Raw genomic sequence first — 20,422 nt, forward strand, 5'->3', positions numbered from 1 at the left:
CGGCAAGGCCGGACCACTTTGGCACACGGGTGATCCGGCCCGGCCGATTCAGCCGGGGAACGGCAGCTGTTCGGTGGCTACCGTGACCCAGCGGGTGTTGGAGAACGCGTCGATGCCCCAGCGGCCGCCGAAGCGGCCGTAACCGGAGTTGCGGACACCGCCGAACGGCGCCTGCGGCTCGTCGCCGACGGACTGGTCGTTGATGTGCACGATGCCGGTGCGCAGGCCGGCCGCCACACGCAGGCCGTGGGTGGCGTTCTCGGTGATGATGCCCGCCGACAGGCCGTGCTCGGTGTCGTTGGCCATGGCGACCGCCTCGGCGTCGGTGGCGAAGGTGTCGACGACGCACAGCGGGCCGAAGGCCTCGTCGTGGTGCAGGTTCGCCGCGGGGGTGACACCGGTCAGCACGGTCGCGCGGTGCAGCGCCCCCTCCGGCTCGCCGCCACCGGCCAGTACCATCGCGCCCTTGGCGACCGCGTCGGCCACCAGTCCCGCGATGCGCTGGGCGGCAGCGGGATTCACCAGCGGGCCGATGACGGTCCGCGGATCGGACGGATCGCCGGTCGGCAGTCCGGCCACCGCGTCGGCGAACTTCGCGGTGAACTCCGCGGCCAGCGACTCGTGCACCAGCACCCGGTCGGCCGACATGCAGATCTGGCCCGAGTTGGCGAACGCGCCGAACACCGCGGCGCCGACCGCGTAGTCCACGTCGGCGTCGTCGAGCACGATGATCGAGTTCTTGCCGCCCAGCTCCAGCACGGCGGGCTTGAGGTGTTCGGCCGCGAGGGTGCCGATGATCCGGCCGACCCCGGTCGAGCCGGTGAAGTTCACCGCGCGCACCCGCTCGTCGCCGATCAGCGTGCGCGCGATCTCGGGTGCGTCCGCGGGATCGTTGGTGACCACATTGAGCACACCGGCGGGCAGCCCCGCCTCGTGCAGCACGTCGGCGACGAGCAACCCGCTCGAGATCGGCGCGGCCTCGCTGGGCCGCAGCACCACGGTGTTGCCCGCGGCCAGCGGCGCGGCGACGGCTCGCGCCGACAGGATGATCGGCGCGTTCCACGGCGCGAACGCCGCGACGACACCCAGCGGTTCGCGCACCGCCATGCTCAGCACACCCGGCGCGCCCGAGGTCAGTACGTCGCCGCGCGGCGCGGTGAGCGCCGCGGCGGCCTCGCGAAAGACGTTGGCGGCGAGCATGACATTGAAGCCTGCCCACGGCGCCGCGCCGCCGACCTCGCCCGCCATATGCGCGATGGCCTGTTCGGCGCGCGCGTCCAGCAGATCGGCGGCGCGCAGGAAGATCGCGCGGCGCTCGAACGCCGGCATGGCGGCCCACGCGGTGAACGCCGCGTCGGCGGCGTCGACGGCGGCGGTGACATCGGCGGGCGCGGCGGCCGCGACCGTCGCGTAGACGGTGGCCGACCAGGGATCGGTCACGGTCGTGGTCCGCGCCGACGTGGCCGGAACCTCCTTGCCGCCGATCAGAAGAGCACGAGAAATGGGCATGGCGCCACGATCGGCCTTCTGTGGCCGGGGCCACTACGGCACTTTCATTGAATGGAAGCCAAGGGCGCGGACGCGCTGCCGGACGGTCGCGCGGTGTAAAGATGGCCCGGTGACCGATCGGCCGGAATCCGAAGCACCATCGACGCTCTACCTGATCAAGCAACTGGAACTGGCGGTGCGCGCGCTGATGGACGACGCGCTGCGCCCGCTGGGGCTGACCACCTTGCAATACACCGCGCTGACCGTGCTGGAGCGCCGCAGCGGCCTGTCCTCGGCGCAACTGGCGCGCCGGTCGTTCCTGCGTCCGCAGACCATGAACGTCATGGTGCAGACGATGGAGGAACGTGGCCTGATCCTGCGCCACCGCGACCCGGCCAATCGGCGGGTCCTAGTGGCCACCCTGACCGACCACGGGCGCGAGGTCCTGCGCGAAGCCGGACCGCTGGTCGGCGCGATCGAAGGCAAGCTGCTCGACGGTCTGAGCCCGCGCCGTCGCGCGGAATTCCGCGCGGTGCTCGCGCACGGCACCGCCACCCTCGCCGCCGAGGCGGGCGCTCGCGATCTGGGTGAAATGCCCACCGCCTGAACGATTCCGGCGTCGATACCGGGAGTGGAAACAGGTATTGACGGACCGGATCCGGTGGGGTAGACCTGTCCCGCAATCATCAGCAATACTGATAAAGGATGTGCGATGGACACCAGCACCGAACCGTGGGGCAACACCGTCGACGTGCAGTTCGACGAGGGCATCGCGTGGGTGACGCTCAACCGGCCCGAGAAGCGCAATGCGATGAACCCGACCCTCAACGACGAGATGTGCGCGACCCTCGACGTGCTCGAGTACGACGACCGCTGCCGCGTGCTCGTCCTCACCGGTGCGGGTGAATCCTTCTCCGCCGGAATGGATCTGAAGGAGTACTTCCGCCAGATCGAGGCCGCGGGCACGGTCGCGGCGCAGCACCGCGCGCGCCGGGCCAGCACCGAATGGCAGTGGCGGCGGCTGTCCTACTTCGCCAAGCCCACCATCGCGATGGTCAACGGCTGGTGCTTCGGCGGCGCCTTCAGCCCGCTGGTCGCCTGCGACCTCGCCATCGCCGACGAGAAGGCACAGTTCGGCCTGTCGGAGGTGAACTGGGGTATTCCGCCGGGGTCGGTGGTCACCAAGGCCATGGCCGCCACCGTGAACCAGCGCGACTCGCTGTACTACATCATGACCGGCGAGCCCTTCGACGGTGCGCGCGCCGCCGAGATGCGGCTGGTCAACGAGGCGGTGCCCGCCGATCGGCTGCGCGGCCGGACCCGCGAGCTGGCGCTGAAGCTGGCCGGCCTCAACCAGGTGGTGCTGCACACCGCCAAGGTCGGCTACAAGTTCGCCGCCGAGATGACCTGGGCGCAGTCCGAGGACTACCTGTACGCCAAGCTGGACCAGTCGCGGACACTCGATGTCGAAGGCGGCCGGGAGAAGGGTCTGAGTCAGTTCCTCGACGACAAGACCTACCGTCCCGGCCTCGGCGCCTTCGACCCGTCCAAATAGCCGCGAGGAGAGGGATGAACGTGCGGAATCGGGGACTCGGGTCGTGGCCCGCGCGCCGCGCCCGGATGACACCGACGGCCGTCGCCGTCACCGCGGACGATCGGCAGATCACCTACGCGCAGCTGCGTGAGCGGGTCGACCGCGCCGCGCAAGCCCTGCGTGCGCTCGGCGTCGGCGCCGGGGACCGTGTCGCGTACCTCGGCCCGAATCATCCCGTCTACCTGGAGATACTCTTCGCCGCCGGTCGGCTCGGCGCGGTCTTCGTGCCGCTGAACAACCGGTCGGCCGTGGCGGAGATCGAGTACGCGCTCACCGATTCGGGTGCGCGCGTGCTCGTGCACCACGGCGAGCACGATGCCGCGGTCGCGGCCCTGCCCGGCGCCGAGGGGCTCGGCATCGTGCGCGTCGGTGGCGCAGGCGGCTACGACGACCTACTGGCCGCCGCATCGGCCGAACCGATCGAGGTCGAGGTCGGCCTCGACGACGACTGCCTGATCATGTACACCTCCGGCAGCACCGGGCGGCCCAAGGGCGCCGTGCTCACCCACGGCAACCTCACCTGGAACGCGCTCAACGTGCTCGTCGAGAGCGATGTCACCGGTGCCGAGGTGTCGCTGGTGGCCGCGCCGCTGTTCCACGCGGCCGCGCTCGGCATGATCTGCCTGCCGACCCTGCTCAAGGGCGGGCGAGTGGTGCTGCTGGCCAAGTTCGATCCGGCGCGGGTGCTCGAGCTGATCGAGCGGGAGCGGGTCACCTGGATGTTCGGCGTGCCGACGATGTTCGACGCGCTCGCCGCGCAGCCGGGCTGGGCCGAGGCCGATCTGTCCAGTCTGCGAATCCTGTTGTGCGGTGGCGCCCCGGTGCCGCATGCCACCATCGCCCGCTACGTCGAACGCGGCCTCGGCTTCGTCCAGGGCTACGGGATGACCGAGGCCGCGCCGGGCGTGCTCGTCCTGGATCGGGCGCACGCCGAAGCGAAGCTCGGCTCGGCGGGTTTGCCGTCGTTCTTCACCGATGTACGCATCGTCGACGCCGACGGCGCGCAGGTGGCGCCGGGGGAGCGCGGCGAGGTCCTCGTCAGCGGGCCCAACGTGATGCGCGGCTACTGGAACCGGCCCGATGCCACCGCGGAGGCGTTGCGCGACGGCTGGTTCCACTCGGGCGATGTGGCCACCGTCGATGCCGATGGCTACGCGTACATCGTCGACCGGGTCAAGGACGTGATCATCTCCGGCGGGGAGAACATCTATCCCGCCGAGGTGGAGAACGAGATCGCCCATCACCCGCAGGTCGCGGCCTGCGCGGTGATCGGTGTCCCGGACGAGAAGTGGGGCGAGGTGGGCCGAGCGGTCGTCGTCGCGCGGGAAGGGACACAGCCCGACGCCGACGAACTGCTCGCCTTCCTGCGGGAACGCTTGGCGGGGTTCAAGATTCCCCGCTCGGTCGTCTTCGTGGACGAGTTGCCGACCACCGGGTCGGGCAAGATCCGCAAGACGGAAGTCAAGAAGCAGTACGGCTGAGCCACCCGCTCGCTGCCGCACCCCACGGCCCCTCGATCCGTACCCGGGATGGAGGGGCCGTGTGCTGTGTCCGGCATCGGTACCGGCTGCGCCCGGCACGGAACCGGCTGCCCCCGGCACGGAACCGGCTGCGCCCGGCGCGGCACCGGGAAGGACGCACCGGCACCAGAATGGGCGCACCGGCGCTGGCATTGGGACGGACGCGCCGGGGCTGGCGCTGGGACGGACGCGCTGGCGCTGGTGCTGCTGGGGATGGGCGTGCCGAGGCTGGCACTGGATGGGCGCGCCGGGGCTGGCACCCGGGATGGGCGCGCGGGCGCCTGGGGCGGACACGCCGGGGCTGGTGCAGGGTCCAGAATTGTCGGCGCGGTAGCCGACCGAAGGCCGCCTTCATCCCGCAAGACCGACTGGGCGTGACCTTCATTCACCCGACCTGCGTGCCCCGGTGAACCGACCGATGGTGGCCTTCGGTGCGGTGGGGCGACCAATGGTGACCTTCGGTGGCGCGTTGCTTGTCCAACCTTTGTGTACGGGGCACTAGCACCGGGATAAACGCACTGGCACTGGCACTGGGGCAGGCGCGACGAAACCGCCCCGGCTGCAAGGGCATCCGGGGCGGTCGGGGGAGTGGGTATCGAGCTCAGCCGAGGCTGAAGGGCTGCCCCCACAGGGTCACCCAGCTGGTGACGCGCTCGGTGATGATCTCGACGCTGACGAAGGCCCGCGCCTGCGCGTACCCGCCACAACCGGACAGTCCGATCGTCTGGTCCGCCCAGGTGACCGACCCGCTGGTGCCGCCGAAGATGTTGTAGGGCTTGTGGGATTCGGCGCCGAAATCGTCCGCCTTCTCCCGATCGAGAATGTAGAACGAGGTGGCCTGGCCCGGGCCGAGCGACAGTTCGCCACCGGAATTCGCGCCGGCGGCCCCTTGGCCTTCGCCGCTCACCGAACCGTCGACGCCACCGGATACGCCGCCGCCGGCGATATTCACCTGGCAACCGACCACATACCCGGGCAGGATGAGCCCACCGTCGGCGCCCGCACCGGCCACCTCGACCTGCGCGCTCCCAGATACCCAGGCATTGCGGTGTAGCGGCGTGGAACCGAGCGAGGGGCTGATGGTCGCCGACTCACCGGTCAGGCGCACCGTGACGACGGTGCCGTCGGAGAGGGTCTTCACCAATTCCCCGCCGGGGAGCGGAACGAACGTGTCGGCATCGGCCGTACCGGTTGCGAGCAGGCCGAGCGCGACCGTCGTCGCCGCGGCGATGTTCAGGCGAAAGAGATTCTTACGGTTGGACATCACAATTACCTTCGATCGATGTCGAATTCGCTGATGCGAGAGGGGAATTCAGGACGGAGCGGCGACATCTCAGCCGATGCTGAACGGCGCGCCGTACAGCGTGGTCTTGGAGTAGTGGTCGCCGATGATCTCGACCACCGTGTACGCGCGGGCCTGCGCGAAACCCGCACAGCCCTGGATCTCGATCTCGGCGTCCTGGTATTCCACCGAGTACACCCCCGGCTTCGGGATGTCCTTGTAGTCGATCTGGACGAACTTCACCTCACCCGGACCGAGGTCGACCCCGATGGACCCGCCCGCGCTGACTCCGCCGGTGCTGATCCCACCCGATACGCCCGCACCGATCGCGTCGTCGGCGATGCTCACCTGGCATCCGACGAGGTATCCGGTGTTCAGCTGCGACGCGCCGTGGGTGGACGAATTGTTCGACCCGGGGATATTGGCGGGCCCGTTGTTCGGGCCGACTTCGCCCTCGGGCGTCACCGAGACCTCCGCGGTGGCATTGCCCGACACCCAGACCACCCGGCCCGCGCCGTTGGCGGCCATCGACGGTGAGATCACCGCACGCTCCCCGGTGCGCGTCACCGTGACGCCCGGCCCCTGTTTCGAACCATCCGGCAACGGCACGAGGGTGTCGGCGGCGGCAGGGCCGGTGGCGAGCAGCCCGGCGGCGACCGCGGCGGCGACACTGCCGCCGGTGAGCACAGCTTTACTACGAATCACAGTTCTCGAACTTCCTGTTCCGATGGGATATCGAGGCGCCGGGGGCTGTTCCCGTGGCGCCTGTCTCGGCCGCTTCGCGCGGCGCGATCTCACGAATTGGCCGGTGCCGAAGCGACTTCGGTCGCGGCTTCGGGCTCGGGTACCTGCAGCGCGGGCAGGTGTGCGATCGCGATCGCGATGCCCGACACCACCGTCAGAACCGCCAGATAGACGCCGATCAGCAGCGAACTGCCCGTACCGGTGAAGATGGCGGTGGCGATGATCGGCGAGAGCGAGCCGCCGAGGATGGCGCCGAACTGGTAGCCGATCGAGGAACCGCTGTAGCGCACTCGGGTCGGGAACAGGTCGGCGATCAGCGCGGGCAGCGGCGCGTACTGCGTCGTCTGGGCGATCAACGCGATGGAACAGGCCAGAATCGCGAGCGCGACGACGCCCGAATCGAAGATCGGGAAGAAGATCAGCGCCGCGATGGCCTGGAAGACCGAACCGACGACCATCAGCCTGTTCCGCCCCCAGCGATCGGCCATGGCCGACAGCACCAGCATCGCGACGAACTGCACGACGCTGACCACGATCACCACGATCAGCAGCGAATTGCGGGAGTAGCCGATCTCTTTCGTGCCGTAGGACAGGATGAACGTCAGCACGATGTAGCCGACGGCGGGACTCGCGGCGGAGGCGAAGAGCGCGACGAGCACGCCGAGCGGATAGCGGCGCAGCACCTCGACGATCGGTGCGCGCGCGGTCTTGCCGTGCGCGGATTCCTGGGCGAACAGCGGGCTTTCGGACAGCTGACGACGCAGCCGCAAGCCATAGAAGACGAGCACGATGCTGGCCACGAAGGCGATCCGCCAGCCCCAGTCGTCGAAGGCGTCACCGGTGACCGCCGAGAGCAGCAGCATCGTCGAGTAGGCGATGATCGCGCCCGCGGGCACGCCCAGCTGGGTCGCCGCGCCGTAGAACGTCTTGCGTCCGGCGGGCGCGTTCTCGACCGACATCAGCGCGGCCCCACCCCATTCCGCGCCGACCGCCAGCCCCTGCAGCAGGCGCAGGATGAACAGCAGGATCGGTGCGGCCACACCGATCTGGGCGTAATTGGGCAGCATACCGACCAACACCGTCGAGCCGCCCATCAGCAGCAGCGACATCAACAGCACCCGCTTGCGACCGATCCGGTCACCGAAATGGCCCGCGATGACACCGCCGAGCGGGCGCGTCAGGAAACCGACCGCGAAACTGGCGAACGCGCCGAGCTGGCTGATCGCCGGATTGCTCGACGGGAAGAATTGCGGCCCGAAAATCAGCGCCGCCGCGGCTCCGTAGAGAAAGAAGTCGTACCACTCGATCGCGGTGCCGATGAAACTCGCGGTGGCGGCCTGCTTGGCCGCGGCCGGAGTGATCGGCTTGCTGATTTCTGTGGGCTGGTTGGGCATCAACCCGCTCCTGTTCGAAAAGGTGACTGAATGCCGATCAGGAAAGGCGACAGCGGGAGCACGCTCAACGGATCTTTTCATTCAATGAGAACTGGGTCACAGTCCACCTCGGTGGCTGTGAAACCGCGGTCAACGCAGGCGAAGCGCGCGGATCGCGTTGTCTTTCATGATGTTCGGTAGCAACGCCGGATCGATCTCGAGCTGGGCGAAGTCGCGGATCCAGCGCTCGGGGGTGATCATCGGGAAGTCGGAACCGAACAGCACCTTGCGTGCGAGCTGACCGCGGATCGCGCGCACCAGTTGCGCCGGGAAGTACTTCGGCGACCAGCCGGACAGGTCGATGTAGACATTGGCCTTGTGGGTCGCGACCGAGATGGCCGCGTCCTGCCACGGCACCGACGGGTGGGCCATGATGACGGTGAGGCCGGGGAAATCGGCGGCGACGTCGTCCAGCAGCATCGGGTCGGAATAGCGCAGTTTGATCCCGCGCCCGCCAGGTAATCCAGCGCCGATACCGGTCTGGCCGGTATGGAAAAGGGCTGGGACGCCGAGACTTTCGATTTCGGCGAACAGTGGATAGGCGCTGCGGTCGTTGGGCGCGAAGCCTTGCAGGCTCGGATGGAATTTGAATCCGCGCACCCCGAATTCGGTGACCAGCCTGCGGGCCGCGCGCACCCCGGCGATCCCGCGCGCGGGGTCGATCGAGGCGAACGGGATCAGCACGTCTCGGTGGGCGGCGGCGGCCGCGGCGAGTTCCTCGTTCGGCAGCGCCGGGTGCCCGGTCGCGGCCTCGGCGTCGACGGTGAAGACGACGGCGGCCATGCGCGCGGCGCGGTAGCGGGCGGCGAGTTCGTCGACCGTCGGTCGCGGCGGGGTGTCGGTCTTGAAGTACGCCTCGGCCGCGGTCATCAGTTCGGTGTCGAGGGCCAGGTTGCCGCAGTCGTCGGCGTGGATGTGCGTGTGGACATCGATGGCGGTGATCGCGTCGAGGTCGATGGCGGTGGTCACAGCATTGACCTCGGTCGTCTCGGAGTGGTACACATCTCATCTATATCAGTAAAGCTGATGATTTAACGAACGGAGGCGGCAGCGTGGCCCGATCCTCGAGCGGCGAGTCCTTGCTGTCGCGTGTGGTGCGCATCTACGAGGCGTTCGGCCCCGATCACCGGGCCGTGACCCTTTCCGAACTGGCCGAACGCAGTGATCTGCCGCTGGCGACCGCCTCGCGTCTGGTCAACGAGCTGATCGACTACGGCTGGCTGCGCCGGGATGCGCAGCGGCGGGTGTGCGTCGGGGTGCGGATGTGGGAACTCGCCTCCCGCGCAGCGCCGACCCTCGGCCTGCGCGACGTTGCCTATCCGATCATGGCCGATCTGCATGCCGTGGTCGGGCACAGCGTTCAACTGGGCGTGCTGCAGGACCGCGAGGTGCTCTACATCGAACGGCTCTCCGCGCCGCGTGCCGTCCGCAACCGGGTCCGCGTCGCCGGGCGGCTCCCGCTGCACGCGACCTCGAGCGGGTTGGTTTTGCTCGCGCACGGACCTCGTGAGCTCCAGGAATCGGTGCTGGCGAGCCCGCTGCGGGCGCTGACGCCACACACCATCACCAGCCCCGATCTGCTGCGCGCGACCCTCGGCGAGATTCGGCGCACCGGCCTTGCCTATTGCCCCGGGTTCGTCGACGAATGTGCTACGGGTATCGCGGTGCCGGTCCGCGCGGCGGGCGGGCGGATCGTCGCGGCGCTGTCGGTCGTCGTCCCCAACGATGCGTCGGCCAGGACCGCGGTTCCGGCTCTCCATGCGGCAGGCCGGGGGATCTCCCGCATGTTCGGCGCCGCGGCTCCGGCGCGCATGGTGGTTTGAAGGGAGTCGGGCGGCCGACACGCCACCTGATCTGGGCTCAGGGTTGCTCCGCGGTCGCGATGAGTGCGCGCAATGCCGCGAGCTCGGCGTCGAAGGCGCTGCGGCCGGATTCGGTGATGGTGACCCAGGTTTTCGGGCGCCCGCCGCCCGTGCTGCGGCGTGCGCTGATCAGTGCGGCGTCCTCGAGGACCTTGAGGTGCCGGTTCAGGTTGCCGTCGGTGAGCCGCAATTGCTCGCGCAGCACCCCGAATTCCATGGCAACACCCGAGCGCAGCAGCGCGAGGATGCCGAGCCGGATGCGTTGGTGCACGGTGTCATCCAGGCCGAGCACGGGATGCGGCTCGCTCATGCGCGCGGCCCCGCCTCCGCGCGCAGCAGCTCCACCCCGGCCGCCAGCGCGGCCGCGAGCCCGACGACCAGCGCGAGCCAGGCGTAACCGTTCGCGGGGTCGATCAGCCCGACCGCGAGCGATACCGCCATCGTGACGGCCGCGACCGCCGCCGTCGTCGCCGATCGCAACGCCACCGCGAACACGGCCAGCCCGACCCCGACCGCCAGCCATGGCGCGATGATCGCCCATTCGCCGCGGTACACCCAGCCGATCCCCGTGGCGGTCACCGCCATCGCGACCGAGGTCAGCGCGACGGCCATACCGCGCCCGTCCGGCACTTGCACCGGCCTGCGCAGGAAGTACCACGCACAGACCACCACGCCTATCGGTGTGACCACGATCCAGTACCACTGGGCGCCGTTGTGCCGATCGAGCAGTAGTGCCGCGGGCACCGAGGCGAGCACGCTCACCGTCACCCACAGCAGCGGAAACCACATGGGAGCGGCCAACGCCCAACCCCGCCTGGTCAGCGTCTCCATGTCGCCGAGGAGCCGAGCGGCCCCTGCAGCCGAATTACTTTGTGATGCAGAGTTCATGCCTCCACTTTGCATCGCAAAGTATGGCGTCGCAAGACTTTTCAACCCCGCTTGACCGCCGCGTCTTTGCGTGGAGTGGTGTCAGTTGGTGGGGCAGCTTTGGTGGAGGTGGTCGATGGTGGTGGTGATGGTGTGGGCGAGGAGGTCGAGGTCGGGGGTGGTGTCGTAGTCGCCGGTGATGCCGAAGCCGAGGTGGTCGCGGTAGCTCAGGATCGCGATGGCGGTGCGCAGCCGCATCGCGATGGGTGCGTAGGGAAACATTTCCAGGACTTCGTGGCCGTGGAGCCGCAGGGGGCGGGTGGGGCCGGGGACGTTGGTGGCCAGTCCGGCGATGCTGTGTTGCGGAAAGCGCAGGGCGGTGCGCACCGCCCAGGCCAGGGGTGCGAAGGGCACCCATTTGGCAAGCGACAGAATCGAATTCGCCGCGCCCGCTTCGCCGCTGGCCTTATGCCTTTTCAGGCGCTGGTGCACGGTGCGCAGTTGGTCGAGGGGGTCGTCGAGTTCGATCGGCAGTTGCGGCAGCATCGCCGAGACCCGGTTGTCGAGCACGCCGTCGGCGGCGGTGGTGCGCACCGACACCGGTGCCAGGATCCGGACGGTCTCGGTGTCGGGTTCCTCGTCGCGTGCGAGCAGCATCGCCCGGAACGCGGCGGTCACCGCGGCGAGCGCGACGTCGTTGACGGTCACATCGAACGCGGCGCCGATCTGTTTGACCTGGGCGAGCGATACCCGCGCGACGCTGTAGCGGCGTTGGCGGCCGATCGGTCCGGTCAGTGAGGACCCGCTTTCGGGCACGATCGCGTTCCACGCCAGCGGAGCCGCCGCGCGCACCGTGCGCAGCAGCGCGGCCGGCGCCTGAACTGGCAGCCGCAGGCCGTCGGCGAGCATCGCCCGCCAGTCGCGGCCACCGTTGCCGTCTGTCTTCTCGCGGTTCGGCGTCGGGGTAGCGGAGGTCGGGTCGCAGAAGCGTTGGAACAGCGAGATGCCCGAGACGCCGTCGAGCATGCTGTGGTGGGCGGTGACGATCAACGCCCACCGGTCCCCGTCGAGGTGCTCGACAACGGTGGCGCGCCACAGCGGGTGATCGCGGTCGAGGCGCTGTTCCATGACGGTGGCCACCATCTCCCACAGCGCCGCCTCGTCGCATGGCTGCGGCAGCGCCGCCCAGCGCAGGTGGTGGCCGATATCGAAGTGCGGGTCGTCGACCCACTGTGGGGCGCGCAGGTCCAAGGGCGCCCGTTGCAGTCGCTGGCGCAGTCGCGGGTTCACGTCGATCCGCTCGGTCATCCGGTCGGTGAATTCCGCACGCGGGCCGGGACTTCCGCGCAGGATCGCCACCGCGCCGATGCCGAGGTTGACGTGTTGATCGATGTCTTCGAGTTCCATGAATCCCGAATCCAACGGACCGAGCTCACTCATCCGATCATCCCATCTCGATCTGGTCTCTCGTGGTTCACGCCTTGCGTACCCGCTCGGCGCGATCCAACCCGGTTCGGCGAATCGGCGTTGTCGCGGAGCAGTCGTCAGCGATCGGCTGGCTCGACCCAGCGGCGCAGAGCGTCGACGGTGGTCTCTGGGGAGGTGTTGAAACAGAATCGGATCCCCGGGGCGATCTCGGTGACGACGTTCACGAGACGCTCCAGGCAGGTTCCGGGGTTGCGGCGCGAGGAAGTCGCTCAGCTGGCCGGCCTCAGCGTCGACTACATCGTCAGGCTCGAGCAGGGGCGTGGCCCCAAACCGTCCGATCAGGTGCTCGGCGCACTGTCTCGGGCGCTGCGATTGAGCGAGCCCGACCGCGATCTGATCTTCCGGCTCGCCGGATCCGAACCACCGCAGGCCGGGCGCATTCCCATGCTGATCCGGCCCAGCGTCCTGCGTCTACTGGACCGCATGGCGGACCTGCCAGCCCTCGTATTGTCCGCCAAATCCGATGTCTTGGCTTGGAATTCGCTGGCAGCAGCGCTCTTCGGCGACTTCTCCACGCGTCCGCCCGCCCAGCGCAACATCATGTGGCAGCGCTTTCTCGGCACTGGTCTCGGCCCAGTGGTATGACGCCGGAAGAGGAAGCTGCGAATGCCGTCGACTGCGTCGGCTGTCTGCGCACGGTGCAGGCCAGGTACCCGAAAGACCCGGGTCTCGCCCATCTGACGACGAACTTCGTTCCGGCAGCGCACGATTCGACGAGCTGTGGCGAGCGGGGCGCTCCGGACGGTTGCGCAGCCTCAGCAAAACCATCGCACACCCCGAACTTGGAACCCTCACCCTCGACTGCGACGCCCTGCTGGTGCCCGCGCCGCAGCGCTCGGCGGTCCCGACCTCCGTATACCTCGATGACTCCCACTCGAAGACACCGCCGGGAAAAGATTGACATGAAGACCGAAGGCATCGAAGCCGTGTTCCTGGAGACGCACACGAGACGAATATCGCTACCCTGCAACAGCTCTCGACACTAGCGCCGGGATCAACGCTGGCCATGACGTTCATGCTGCCACTCGAAGCCATCGGCGCCGAGGAGCAGCAGATGCGCCGGTTCGCCGAGCGGGGCGCCCGCGCCTCGGGTACTCCGTTCGTCAGCTTCTTCCGTCCCGACGAAGTCGTTGCGCTGGCGGAGGAGTCGGGTTTCGCTGTTGCCGAACACATTTCGCACGAGGAACTGATTCGCCGCTACTTCGCCGACCACACCGACGGGCTGCGACCGGCGGAGTCGGAGCAGATGCTGGTGGTACGCACCTGATCCTCGGTGATCGGAGCCGCGGGCGGTCGCTCGATTCGCCGCCCGCACGCGCGAGCCCGGCGAATGCCATAGCGCTGCCGGCCCCGCGGCGACGATTCGCTGCCTGACCGGCAGGTTATCCCGCTCACAAAATTGGTATCCGGGATGAGAATTATCGTAGGTTCGGGGCATGCAACTCACCCGGTTCACCGACCTCGGACTTCGAGTCGTCATGCGGCTCGCCGTGGTCGGCGACGGTGATCGTCCCGGTAGCCGAGAGATCGCCGACGAGCTGGCGGTGTCCTACGCCCACGTGGCGAAAGTGATCACCCGGCTCGGCGAACTCGGCGTCGTCGACGCGCGCCGCGGGCGCAGCGGCGGTCTGGCGATCACCGAACTCGGCCGCACGGCCTCGGTCGGCTGGTTGGTGCGGCGCCTCGAGGGCGAGGCCGAGGTGGTCGAATGCGACGGGGCCACTCCGTGTCCGCTGCGGTCGGGGTGTCTGCTGCGTTCGGCGTTGCGTCGCGCCCAGGAGGCCTTCTTCGAGTCTCTGGACACGATCACCATCGAGGATCTGACCCGAACGCCCACGCGCACAGTACTTCTCGCCCTGCCCAGGGCGGGCACCGACTTCCCCCTTTCAACGACGAATGGAGAATGACATGCTCTCGGCTGCCGCGAAGGAGACCATCCGCGCGACCCTGCCCGCGGTGGGTGCCGCGATCGGCGACATCACGACGTTGTTCTATCGCAAGATGTTCGCCGCCCATCCCGAACTCGAGCGTGATCTGTTCAACCGCGGCAACCAGAAGCAGGGCGGTCAGCAGAAGGCGCTCGCCGGTGCCATCGCCGCGTTCGCCGCGTTGCAGCTGGAACCCGATCAGGCGCGGGTGGATCTGATCCTGTCGCGGATCGCGAACAAGCACGCCTCCTTGGGGATTCAGCCCGCCCAGTATCAGATCGTGCACACCTACCTGTTCGAGGCCATCGTGGAGGTTCTCGGTGACGCGGTGACCGCCGAGGTCGCCGCGGCGTGGGACGAGCTGTATTGGCTGATGGCCGAGACGTTGATCGCGATGGAGGCCGGGCTCTATCGGGCCGCGGGTGTGGGCGACGGTGATGTGTGGCGGCAGGTGCGGGTGCGGGAGCGTCGCCAGGAATCGGCGGATGCGGTCTCGTTCGTGCTGACCTCTCTCGACGGTGCTGCGTTGCCGTCGTTCGCGCCGGGGCAGTACCTGTCGGTGGGTGTGCACCTGGCCGACGGCGCCCGCCAGATCCGCCAGTACAGCCTGTCCTCGGCGCCGTCGAGCGGGGATTGGCGCATCACCGTCAAGCGGGTCGATGCCCACACCTTGCCCGACGGTTCGGTCGCCCCGGCCGGAGAGGTGTCGAATTTCTTGTACCGCAACGTCTTCGAGGGCGACGTTCTCGACGTGACCACCCCGTTCGGTGATCTGGTCCTGCAAGACGACGACGCGCCGCTGCTGCTGATCTCCGCCGGCATCGGATGCACCCCGATGATGGGCATGCTCAGCCACCTCGCCGACACCGCCGACTCGCGTTCGATCTCGGTCATCCACGCCGATCGCGCACCCGCCAGCCATGCTCATCGCGCCGAGTTGGCTGAACTGGTCGACCGCCTGCCGTTCGCGGTCATGCACCGCTGGTATGAGGATCTCGGTGCCCGCCGCCCCGAGAACGGACTCCGCGAAGGCCGCGCCGACCTCGGCGAGATCACCATCGCCGAAGGAACCCACGTATACCTTTGCGGGCCACTGCCTTTCATGCTCGGCATGCGAGAGGCACTGCTGGGCAAGGGCGTAGCGGCCGACCACATTCACTACGAGGTCTTCGGCCCCGACAGCTGGGCGGCCACCCCAGCCTAGCCCGCACCCGGTTCCGCGCCCTGGACCGGCGGAGCGTCGCCGACTACCGCGCCCGCCGTTCCAGGCGCAGACCGAGTCGCGTGCCGAGGAAGCCGAACAGACCACCGGCGACGGTCGGGGCCGCGAGCAGGCCGATCCACAGCCAGCGGGTCGGCCACATCTTCGCGGCCATCTCGCCGTACCTCGAGTCGTCACCCGGTTCGTAGCTCGCGTAGTAGCAGCTGACCGAGTTCGGCCCGACCTGCCACCACAAGGCGAACACCGCCACCGCCACGAGCCCGCACAGGAATCCGAGCAGGGTGGTGGCGCGCACGGTCGAACCCGTCGATCGCTTCCACTTGTCCGTCATAGTGACAGTCAAGCCGATTGGGACCGCGCGCGTTGGCGGCCCCGCGCACAGCCAGTCCGCCGCCGCGCAGGTGCGGGGCCACGCCGACGAATTGATGTAGGCCTCGTCCGGGTGGTCGGGGGAGCGGAAGCCGGCGAGGAATCATCTCGAACCACCACGTTCGGCCCGATCCACCCGCTCGCGGCAGGCGACAGCGATACTTTCTGGGTGACAGAAACAGCCGGGCTGCGCGCGCTGGACACCAGCCCCGATCAGCCGCCCCTAGCCGGGAGCTTCCGCTTCTGGTTCGCCGACCAACGCTGGGAATGGTCCGACGAGGTCGCCGCCCTGCACGGGTACGCACCGGGCAGCGTCGTCCCGACCACCGAGTTGCTGTTGGCGCACAAGCATCCCGACGACCGGGCCGAGGTCGCCGACACCCTCGTCACGGTGGTGCAGACCGGTCAGCCGTTCTGTAGTCGTCACCGGATCATCGACACCACCGGGATCGAGCACCACGTCCTGGTGGTCGGCGACCAGTTGCGTGATCACACCGGCGCGCTGGTCGGCACCGCGGGCTTCTACGTCGACGTCACCGACAGCGTGGACCAGACCCGGCGCGCGGTCCTCAACGAGGCGCTGCCGGAGCTGGTGGAGGCCAGGGCGGTGATCGAACAGGCCAAGGGCGCGCTGATGCTGGTGTATGGGATCAGCGCCGAGCAGGCGTTCAACGTGCTGGCCTGGCGCTCACAGGAGACCAACACCAAGCTGCGCACGATCGCCGAGAAACTGGTGAGCGCGCTGCGCGATTTCGGCGGCGGTTCGGTGAGCACCCGCACCCGGTTCGATCACTTGCTGCTCACCGTGCACGAACGTCCCTGACACGGATGTTTCCGGCGCGGCATCGTCGGGCGGGGCCGACTGTTTGACCGCCCCCGGCGATGCCGCCGTATCCGAGCGGCGCCCACCCGCTGACCGCTGGCTGAACGGTGAGCGGAAGCGCCGCACCCATATTCGTAGCAAACCCGCGCCGATCCGCCCGCCCTTTCGGAAGAGATACCGGAGAGCGTACGGCTCAGTTGGTCGACACGGCAGGCAGCGGCACCGACCAGCGAATGACAGTTCCTCCGGCGGAATCCTTTTCGGCGGTGAAGCTGCCGCCTTCGCGGGTGCGTGCGGCCATGTTGGCCAGTCCGCTACGGCGGGTGGGTTGTTCGGGTAGGCCGATGCCGTTGTCGGTGATTTCGAGGGTGACGTCGTCGGCGATGGTGAGTTTGACCGAGACGGTGGTGGCACCCGCGTGGCGGACCACGTTGCTGAGTGCTTCGCGCAGCACTGCTTCGAGGTCGTCGAACATGGCGGGACTGAGGACGGATACCGGTCCGGCGAGGCGGATGGAGGTGCGCAGGTCGGTGTCTGCGGTCATTTCCGCGACCACGGCGTGCAGGCGTTTGCGCAGAACCGGTGCTTCGGCGGCGGTGCTGGAGTGCAGGTCGAAGATGGAGTGGCGGATGTCTTGGACGATGGTCTGGACGTCGTTGATGGTGTCGGTGAGGCGAGCTTTGACCTCGGGGGTGCGGGCGCGAGCCACGGTGCCTTGCAAGGAAAGTCCGACGGCGAAGAGCCGCTGAATGACGTGATCGTGCAGGTCGCGGGCGATGCGGTCGCGTTCGGAGACCACGTCGAGTTCACGCATCCGGCGTTGGGTGTTGGCCAGCTCCAACGCCAGCGCCGCTTGGTCGGCGAAGCCGCTCATCATCGAATGTCCGGCCGCGTCGAGTGCGGGCATCTCGGCAGGCCGCACCGTGGTCAGCACGCCGATGACCGACTGACCCGCTCGCAGCGGAGCGACAACGGGCGCACCGTATTTCGCCGGATCCAGCCCCGGCGCCGAACTCGGTTCGGCGGTGATTGTCGGTTCGTCGCGGAAGACGGCTCCGACGCGGGAACCGTGCACTGGTATTCGCGTGTGGACGATCTGTTCGGCATCGGCGCCCGCCGCGGAGACCACAACGAGTTCGTCGACTTCGGCGGCGGGTGTGTCCGGGTCCTCGGGCAGGGCGAGGAAAGCGCAGGCCGACTGGGTCAGCGTCAGGGCGCGTGCGGTGATCAATTCGAGGACTTCGGCGGGTTCCCCACCGGCCAGCACGATGGTGGCGACATCCTGGGTGGCTTGCAGCCACTGCTGGCGGGTGCGGGACTGTTCGTAGAGGCGGGCATTGGCGATCGCGATGCCCGCCGCGGCGGCCAATGCTTGGACGACGACCTCGTCGTCCTCCGTGAACTCTTGGCCCCCGGCTTTTTCGGTGAGATACAGGTTGCCGAAGATCTCGTCGCGGACCTGGACCGGGACGCCGAGGAAGGTTCTCATCGGCGGATGGTGAGCGGGAAAACCCACCGAGGACGGGTGAGTGGACATGTCCGCCAACCGAATCGGCTTGGGCTGTTCGAACAACAACCCCAGCACGCCGTGGCCGCGCGGCAGATCACCGATCAGTACGCGGGTGCGGTCATCGATACCTTCGTAGACGAACTCCGAGAGCCGGTGGGAGTTGGTGTCGGTCTCGCGGACGCCGAGGGCGCCGTAGCGGGCGTCGACCAACTCGATGGCGGTGTGCACGATCGAGCGCAGCGTGTTGTCCAGGTCCAGGCCCGCGGTGACGACGAGCATCGCCTCGATGAGCCGGTCCATCTGGTCGCGCACACCGACGATCTCCGCGATGCGGTCCTGGACCTCGCCCAGCAGTTCCCGCAGCCGAGACTGCGCAAGGGTGCCGATGACCGGGGGAGGGTCACCGGGGTCGGAGTCGGGCGATCGACCGTGCATACCGGTCATTGTGGCACTCCCGAGATGGACCTGGTCTCGAGCGGGCTTCGGCGGTCTAGAAGCCGGTTTTGGGCTGCGGGTTCAGTTTCGAGGCCAGGACCGCCGCTTGGGTTCTGCGTTCGACGCCGAGTTTGGTCAGCAGCCTGGACACGTAGTTCTTGACCGTCTTCTCGGCCAGATACATGCGCGCGGCGATCTGCCGATTGGTCAGCCCCTCACCCAGCAGCGCGAGCAGCGTGCGTTCCTGCTCGGTCAGGGTGGCCATCGGTCCGGACTCGGCTTCGGCTTCGGCGCGGAGCTTGGCCATCAACGCCGCCGCGGCCCGGTTGTCCAACAGCGATTTGCCCGCCCCGATGGCGCGGATGGCGTCGACGAGATCGGTGGTGCCGATGTCCTTGACGACGTAACCGCTGGCGCCGGCCAGGATCGCGTCCAGCATGGCCTGCTCGTCGGTGAACGAGGTCAGGATCAAACACCGCAGATCGGCATGCCGGGACAACAATTCCCGGCACAACTCGATGCCGTTCCCGTCGGGCAGGCGCACATCCAGCACCACGACCTCCGGACGCGCCGCCGGGATGCGCGCCATCGCCTGCTCGACGCTGCCCGCCTCGCCGACCACCTCCAGATCAGTCTCGGCCTCGATCAGATCACTCACACCGCGGCGCACGATCGCGTGGTCGTCGACCAGAAAAACCCGAACCATCGTCTCGACCCCTTTCCGTAGTCCCAGCTTACGAAACCACCGGCTCGGTCCTGCCATTGATTACCAAACGGGTAGACCCGTAAGGTATCTGTATGAGCACGCAGACACCCGCCGGGCGGCCCCGCGACCAGCGCACCCACCGGGCCATCCTCGATGCCGCCGAAGGGCTGGTGATCGAAGCCGGTTACGCGGCGGCCTCGGTCACCGCGATCGCCTCGCGCGCCGGAGTCGGTAAGGACGCGATCTACCGCCGCTGGTCTGGCAAACCGGAACTGGTCTACGAGGCGCTGTTCACCACCGTGGACACGGGTCCGGTGCCCGACACCGGGACGTTGGGCGGCGATGTCACGGCCGTGACCGCGGCGTTGATCGCGGAGTTCAGCACACCGGCCGCGGTCGCGGCCCTGCCGGGGCTGCTGGCCGATTTCGCCGCCGACCCACAGCTGCGTTCGCGGGTACGCACCGCGTTCCTGGCTCCTGCCAAGGCGCGCATGGTGGAGATCTTCGACCGCGCCAGGGGCCGTGGGGAACTCGATGGCGAGGTCGATGTGGAGTTGGTGCTCGACACGTTGGCCGGTGCGGTGTTCTTTCACCTCGGTCTGCTGGGCGAGCCGGTGACCGAGACGTTGGTCGACCGGCTCGGTCGCATCGTGACCGCCGGGATCGGTGCGAGATGAACGGTTGGTTGCTGAGCGCGGGCGTCGCCGCGGCCGCCGTGGCGGGGGTGCATGTGGTCGCCGGACACATAGATCCGGTGCGGCCGTTGCTCGACAGCGCGCTACCGGACGTCCCGAAGCGGACACTGCACGTCGTATGGCATTGGGTCAGTGTCGATCTCGTGCTCAGCGCGCTCACCCTCGTCGCGCTGGCGGTTGCCGAGCCGACGGGCACCGAGCTGGTCGCGCTGCTGACCGCTCTCCATTTCGCCGCTTACACGGTGGTTTTCGTGGTCGTCGCGACCGCGCTGCCGGGACCTCGGCGATTGCTGCGCCTTCCGCAGTGGATGCTGTTGGCTCCGATCGCGGTGCTGGCCTTGGCAGGTGCCGTGTGAATGCCGCCGCCCGACACTTCGAAGCAGCCTCGCCTCGGGGTGGGGTCAGGGTGGAGTCCACCGCGAGGTTTAGCGACGGTCATCCGGCAGCCCGATCCGG

General features: G+C 68.4%; 23 protein-coding genes. 12 read left to right on the forward strand and 11 right to left on the reverse strand.

Going from position 1 to position 20,422, the window contains the following annotated elements:
* Nucleotides 1-48 precede the first annotated feature (48 nt).
* Nucleotides 49-1,509 carry an aldehyde dehydrogenase family protein gene (locus NAM01S_RS10260; protein WP_067783027.1) on the reverse strand — a complete coding sequence of 487 codons (1,461 nt, stop codon included), beginning with the start codon at nucleotides 1,507-1,509 and terminating at the stop codon, nucleotides 49-51.
* A 109-nt stretch (nucleotides 1,510-1,618) separates the two neighbouring features.
* Here NAM01S_RS10260 and NAM01S_RS10265 point away from each other — a divergent pair, with 109 nt between their 5' ends.
* The 3 genes from NAM01S_RS10265 (at nucleotide 1,619) to NAM01S_RS10275 (ending at nucleotide 4,563) form a co-directional block, all read left to right on the forward strand.
* Entirely contained in the window at nucleotides 1,619-2,095 is a 477-nt protein-coding gene (locus NAM01S_RS10265; RefSeq protein ID WP_067783030.1) for a MarR family winged helix-turn-helix transcriptional regulator, read from the forward strand.
* A 105-nt stretch (nucleotides 2,096-2,200) separates the two neighbouring features.
* Nucleotides 2,201-3,043 carry a p-hydroxycinnamoyl CoA hydratase/lyase gene (locus NAM01S_RS10270; protein ID WP_067783033.1) on the forward strand — a complete coding sequence of 281 codons (843 nt, stop codon included), beginning with the start codon at nucleotides 2,201-2,203 and terminating at the stop codon, nucleotides 3,041-3,043.
* Between the two features lie 14 nt (nucleotides 3,044-3,057).
* Nucleotides 3,058-4,563 carry an acyl-CoA synthetase gene (locus NAM01S_RS10275; protein WP_253798812.1) on the forward strand — a complete coding sequence of 502 codons (1,506 nt, stop codon included), beginning with the start codon at nucleotides 3,058-3,060 and terminating at the stop codon, nucleotides 4,561-4,563.
* Nucleotides 4,564-5,203: 640 nt separating this feature from the next.
* Here NAM01S_RS10275 and NAM01S_RS10280 read toward each other — a convergent pair.
* From NAM01S_RS10280 to NAM01S_RS10295, 4 genes are all read right to left on the reverse strand, one after another.
* Complete coding sequence (locus tag NAM01S_RS10280) at nucleotides 5,204-5,866, reverse strand: MspA family porin (RefSeq protein ID WP_067783035.1); 663 nt, start codon at nucleotides 5,864-5,866, stop codon at nucleotides 5,204-5,206.
* Between the two features lie 69 nt (nucleotides 5,867-5,935).
* Entirely contained in the window at nucleotides 5,936-6,589 is a 654-nt protein-coding gene (locus tag NAM01S_RS10285) for an MspA family porin (RefSeq protein ID WP_067783038.1), read from the reverse strand.
* 89 nt (nucleotides 6,590-6,678) lie between these two features.
* Complete coding sequence (locus NAM01S_RS10290; protein ID WP_067783040.1) at nucleotides 6,679-8,022, reverse strand: MFS transporter; 1,344 nt, start codon at nucleotides 8,020-8,022, stop codon at nucleotides 6,679-6,681.
* Between the two features lie 129 nt (nucleotides 8,023-8,151).
* Nucleotides 8,152-9,030, reverse strand: coding sequence for an amidohydrolase family protein (locus tag NAM01S_RS10295; protein ID WP_303755333.1), 879 nt, complete (start codon nucleotides 9,028-9,030; stop codon nucleotides 8,152-8,154).
* 83 nt (nucleotides 9,031-9,113) lie between these two features.
* On the opposite strand from NAM01S_RS10295, the gene NAM01S_RS10300 reads away from it, so the two are divergent.
* A complete protein-coding gene (locus tag NAM01S_RS10300) occupies nucleotides 9,114-9,884 on the forward strand; it encodes an IclR family transcriptional regulator (protein WP_067783042.1) in 771 nt (256 codons plus the stop codon).
* Nucleotides 9,885-9,921: 37 nt separating this feature from the next.
* Here the strand turns inward: NAM01S_RS10300 and NAM01S_RS10305 are convergent, their stop codons facing one another.
* The 3 genes from NAM01S_RS10305 to NAM01S_RS10315 all read right to left on the reverse strand — a co-directional run bounded on the left by NAM01S_RS10305 (nucleotide 9,922) and on the right by NAM01S_RS10315 (nucleotide 12,230).
* Nucleotides 9,922-10,233, reverse strand: coding sequence for a transcriptional regulator (locus NAM01S_RS10305; protein ID WP_067783048.1), 312 nt, complete (start codon nucleotides 10,231-10,233; stop codon nucleotides 9,922-9,924).
* Nucleotides 10,230-10,811: a hypothetical protein gene (locus NAM01S_RS10310; protein ID WP_157107683.1), complete on the reverse strand. Its 582-nt coding sequence runs from the start codon at nucleotides 10,809-10,811 to the stop codon at nucleotides 10,230-10,232. The genes NAM01S_RS10305 and NAM01S_RS10310 overlap by 4 nt, the downstream gene beginning before the upstream one ends.
* Nucleotides 10,812-10,892: 81 nt before the next feature.
* Nucleotides 10,893-12,230, reverse strand: coding sequence for a wax ester/triacylglycerol synthase family O-acyltransferase (locus NAM01S_RS10315; RefSeq protein WP_067783054.1), 1,338 nt, complete (start codon nucleotides 12,228-12,230; stop codon nucleotides 10,893-10,895).
* A 198-nt stretch (nucleotides 12,231-12,428) separates the two neighbouring features.
* Between NAM01S_RS10315 and NAM01S_RS36470 the strand changes: the two genes are divergently transcribed.
* From NAM01S_RS36470 to NAM01S_RS10335, 5 genes are all read left to right on the forward strand, one after another.
* Nucleotides 12,429-12,863, forward strand: a complete 435-nt coding sequence (locus NAM01S_RS36470) for a helix-turn-helix transcriptional regulator (protein WP_253798810.1) — start codon at nucleotides 12,429-12,431, stop codon at nucleotides 12,861-12,863.
* Between the two features lie 40 nt (nucleotides 12,864-12,903).
* Nucleotides 12,904-13,179 carry an MmyB family transcriptional regulator gene (locus NAM01S_RS37240; RefSeq protein WP_373862660.1) on the forward strand — a complete coding sequence of 92 codons (276 nt, stop codon included), beginning with the start codon at nucleotides 12,904-12,906 and terminating at the stop codon, nucleotides 13,177-13,179.
* Between the two features lie 105 nt (nucleotides 13,180-13,284).
* A complete protein-coding gene (locus NAM01S_RS10325; protein ID WP_067783060.1) occupies nucleotides 13,285-13,545 on the forward strand; it encodes a hypothetical protein in 261 nt (86 codons plus the stop codon).
* Between the two features lie 169 nt (nucleotides 13,546-13,714).
* Nucleotides 13,715-14,185, forward strand: a complete 471-nt coding sequence (locus tag NAM01S_RS10330; protein WP_067783061.1) for an RrF2 family transcriptional regulator — start codon at nucleotides 13,715-13,717, stop codon at nucleotides 14,183-14,185.
* A 1-nt stretch (nucleotide 14,186) separates the two neighbouring features.
* Nucleotides 14,187-15,410: a globin domain-containing protein gene (locus tag NAM01S_RS10335; protein ID WP_067783063.1), complete on the forward strand. Its 1,224-nt coding sequence runs from the start codon at nucleotides 14,187-14,189 to the stop codon at nucleotides 15,408-15,410.
* 43 nt (nucleotides 15,411-15,453) lie between these two features.
* Here NAM01S_RS10335 and NAM01S_RS10340 read toward each other — a convergent pair whose 3' ends face one another.
* On the reverse strand, nucleotides 15,454-15,759 hold the full coding sequence (locus NAM01S_RS10340; RefSeq protein WP_067783066.1) for a hypothetical protein: 306 nt from the start codon (nucleotides 15,757-15,759) through the stop codon (nucleotides 15,454-15,456).
* A 207-nt stretch (nucleotides 15,760-15,966) separates the two neighbouring features.
* Here NAM01S_RS10340 and NAM01S_RS10345 point away from each other — a divergent pair, with 207 nt between their 5' ends.
* Entirely contained in the window at nucleotides 15,967-16,620 is a 654-nt protein-coding gene (locus NAM01S_RS10345) for a PAS and ANTAR domain-containing protein (RefSeq protein WP_067783875.1), read from the forward strand.
* A 193-nt stretch (nucleotides 16,621-16,813) separates the two neighbouring features.
* Here the strand turns inward: NAM01S_RS10345 and NAM01S_RS10350 are convergent, their stop codons facing one another.
* Together NAM01S_RS10350 and NAM01S_RS10355 are read right to left on the reverse strand one after the other, a co-directional pair.
* The gene (locus NAM01S_RS10350; RefSeq protein ID WP_067783877.1) at nucleotides 16,814-18,565 is read right to left on the reverse strand and encodes a sensor histidine kinase; all 1,752 of its coding nucleotides are present in this window, start codon (nucleotides 18,563-18,565) and stop codon (nucleotides 16,814-16,816) included.
* 55 nt (nucleotides 18,566-18,620) lie between these two features.
* A complete protein-coding gene (locus NAM01S_RS10355; protein WP_067783070.1) occupies nucleotides 18,621-19,271 on the reverse strand; it encodes a response regulator in 651 nt (216 codons plus the stop codon).
* Nucleotides 19,272-19,363: 92 nt separating this feature from the next.
* Between NAM01S_RS10355 and NAM01S_RS10360 the strand changes: the two genes are divergently transcribed.
* Together NAM01S_RS10360 and NAM01S_RS10365 are read left to right on the forward strand one after the other, a co-directional pair.
* On the forward strand, nucleotides 19,364-19,948 hold the full coding sequence (locus tag NAM01S_RS10360) for a TetR/AcrR family transcriptional regulator (RefSeq protein WP_067783075.1): 585 nt from the start codon (nucleotides 19,364-19,366) through the stop codon (nucleotides 19,946-19,948).
* The gene (locus NAM01S_RS10365; RefSeq protein ID WP_067783079.1) at nucleotides 19,945-20,322 is read left to right on the forward strand and encodes a hypothetical protein; all 378 of its coding nucleotides are present in this window, start codon (nucleotides 19,945-19,947) and stop codon (nucleotides 20,320-20,322) included. The genes NAM01S_RS10360 and NAM01S_RS10365 overlap by 4 nt, the downstream gene beginning before the upstream one ends.
* Nucleotides 20,323-20,422 lie beyond the last annotated feature (100 nt).

Origin of the sequence: Nocardia amikacinitolerans NBRC 108937 (genome assembly GCF_001612615.1) — a bacterium.
Classification (GTDB): Bacteria; Actinomycetota; Actinomycetes; order Mycobacteriales; family Mycobacteriaceae; genus Nocardia; species Nocardia amikacinitolerans.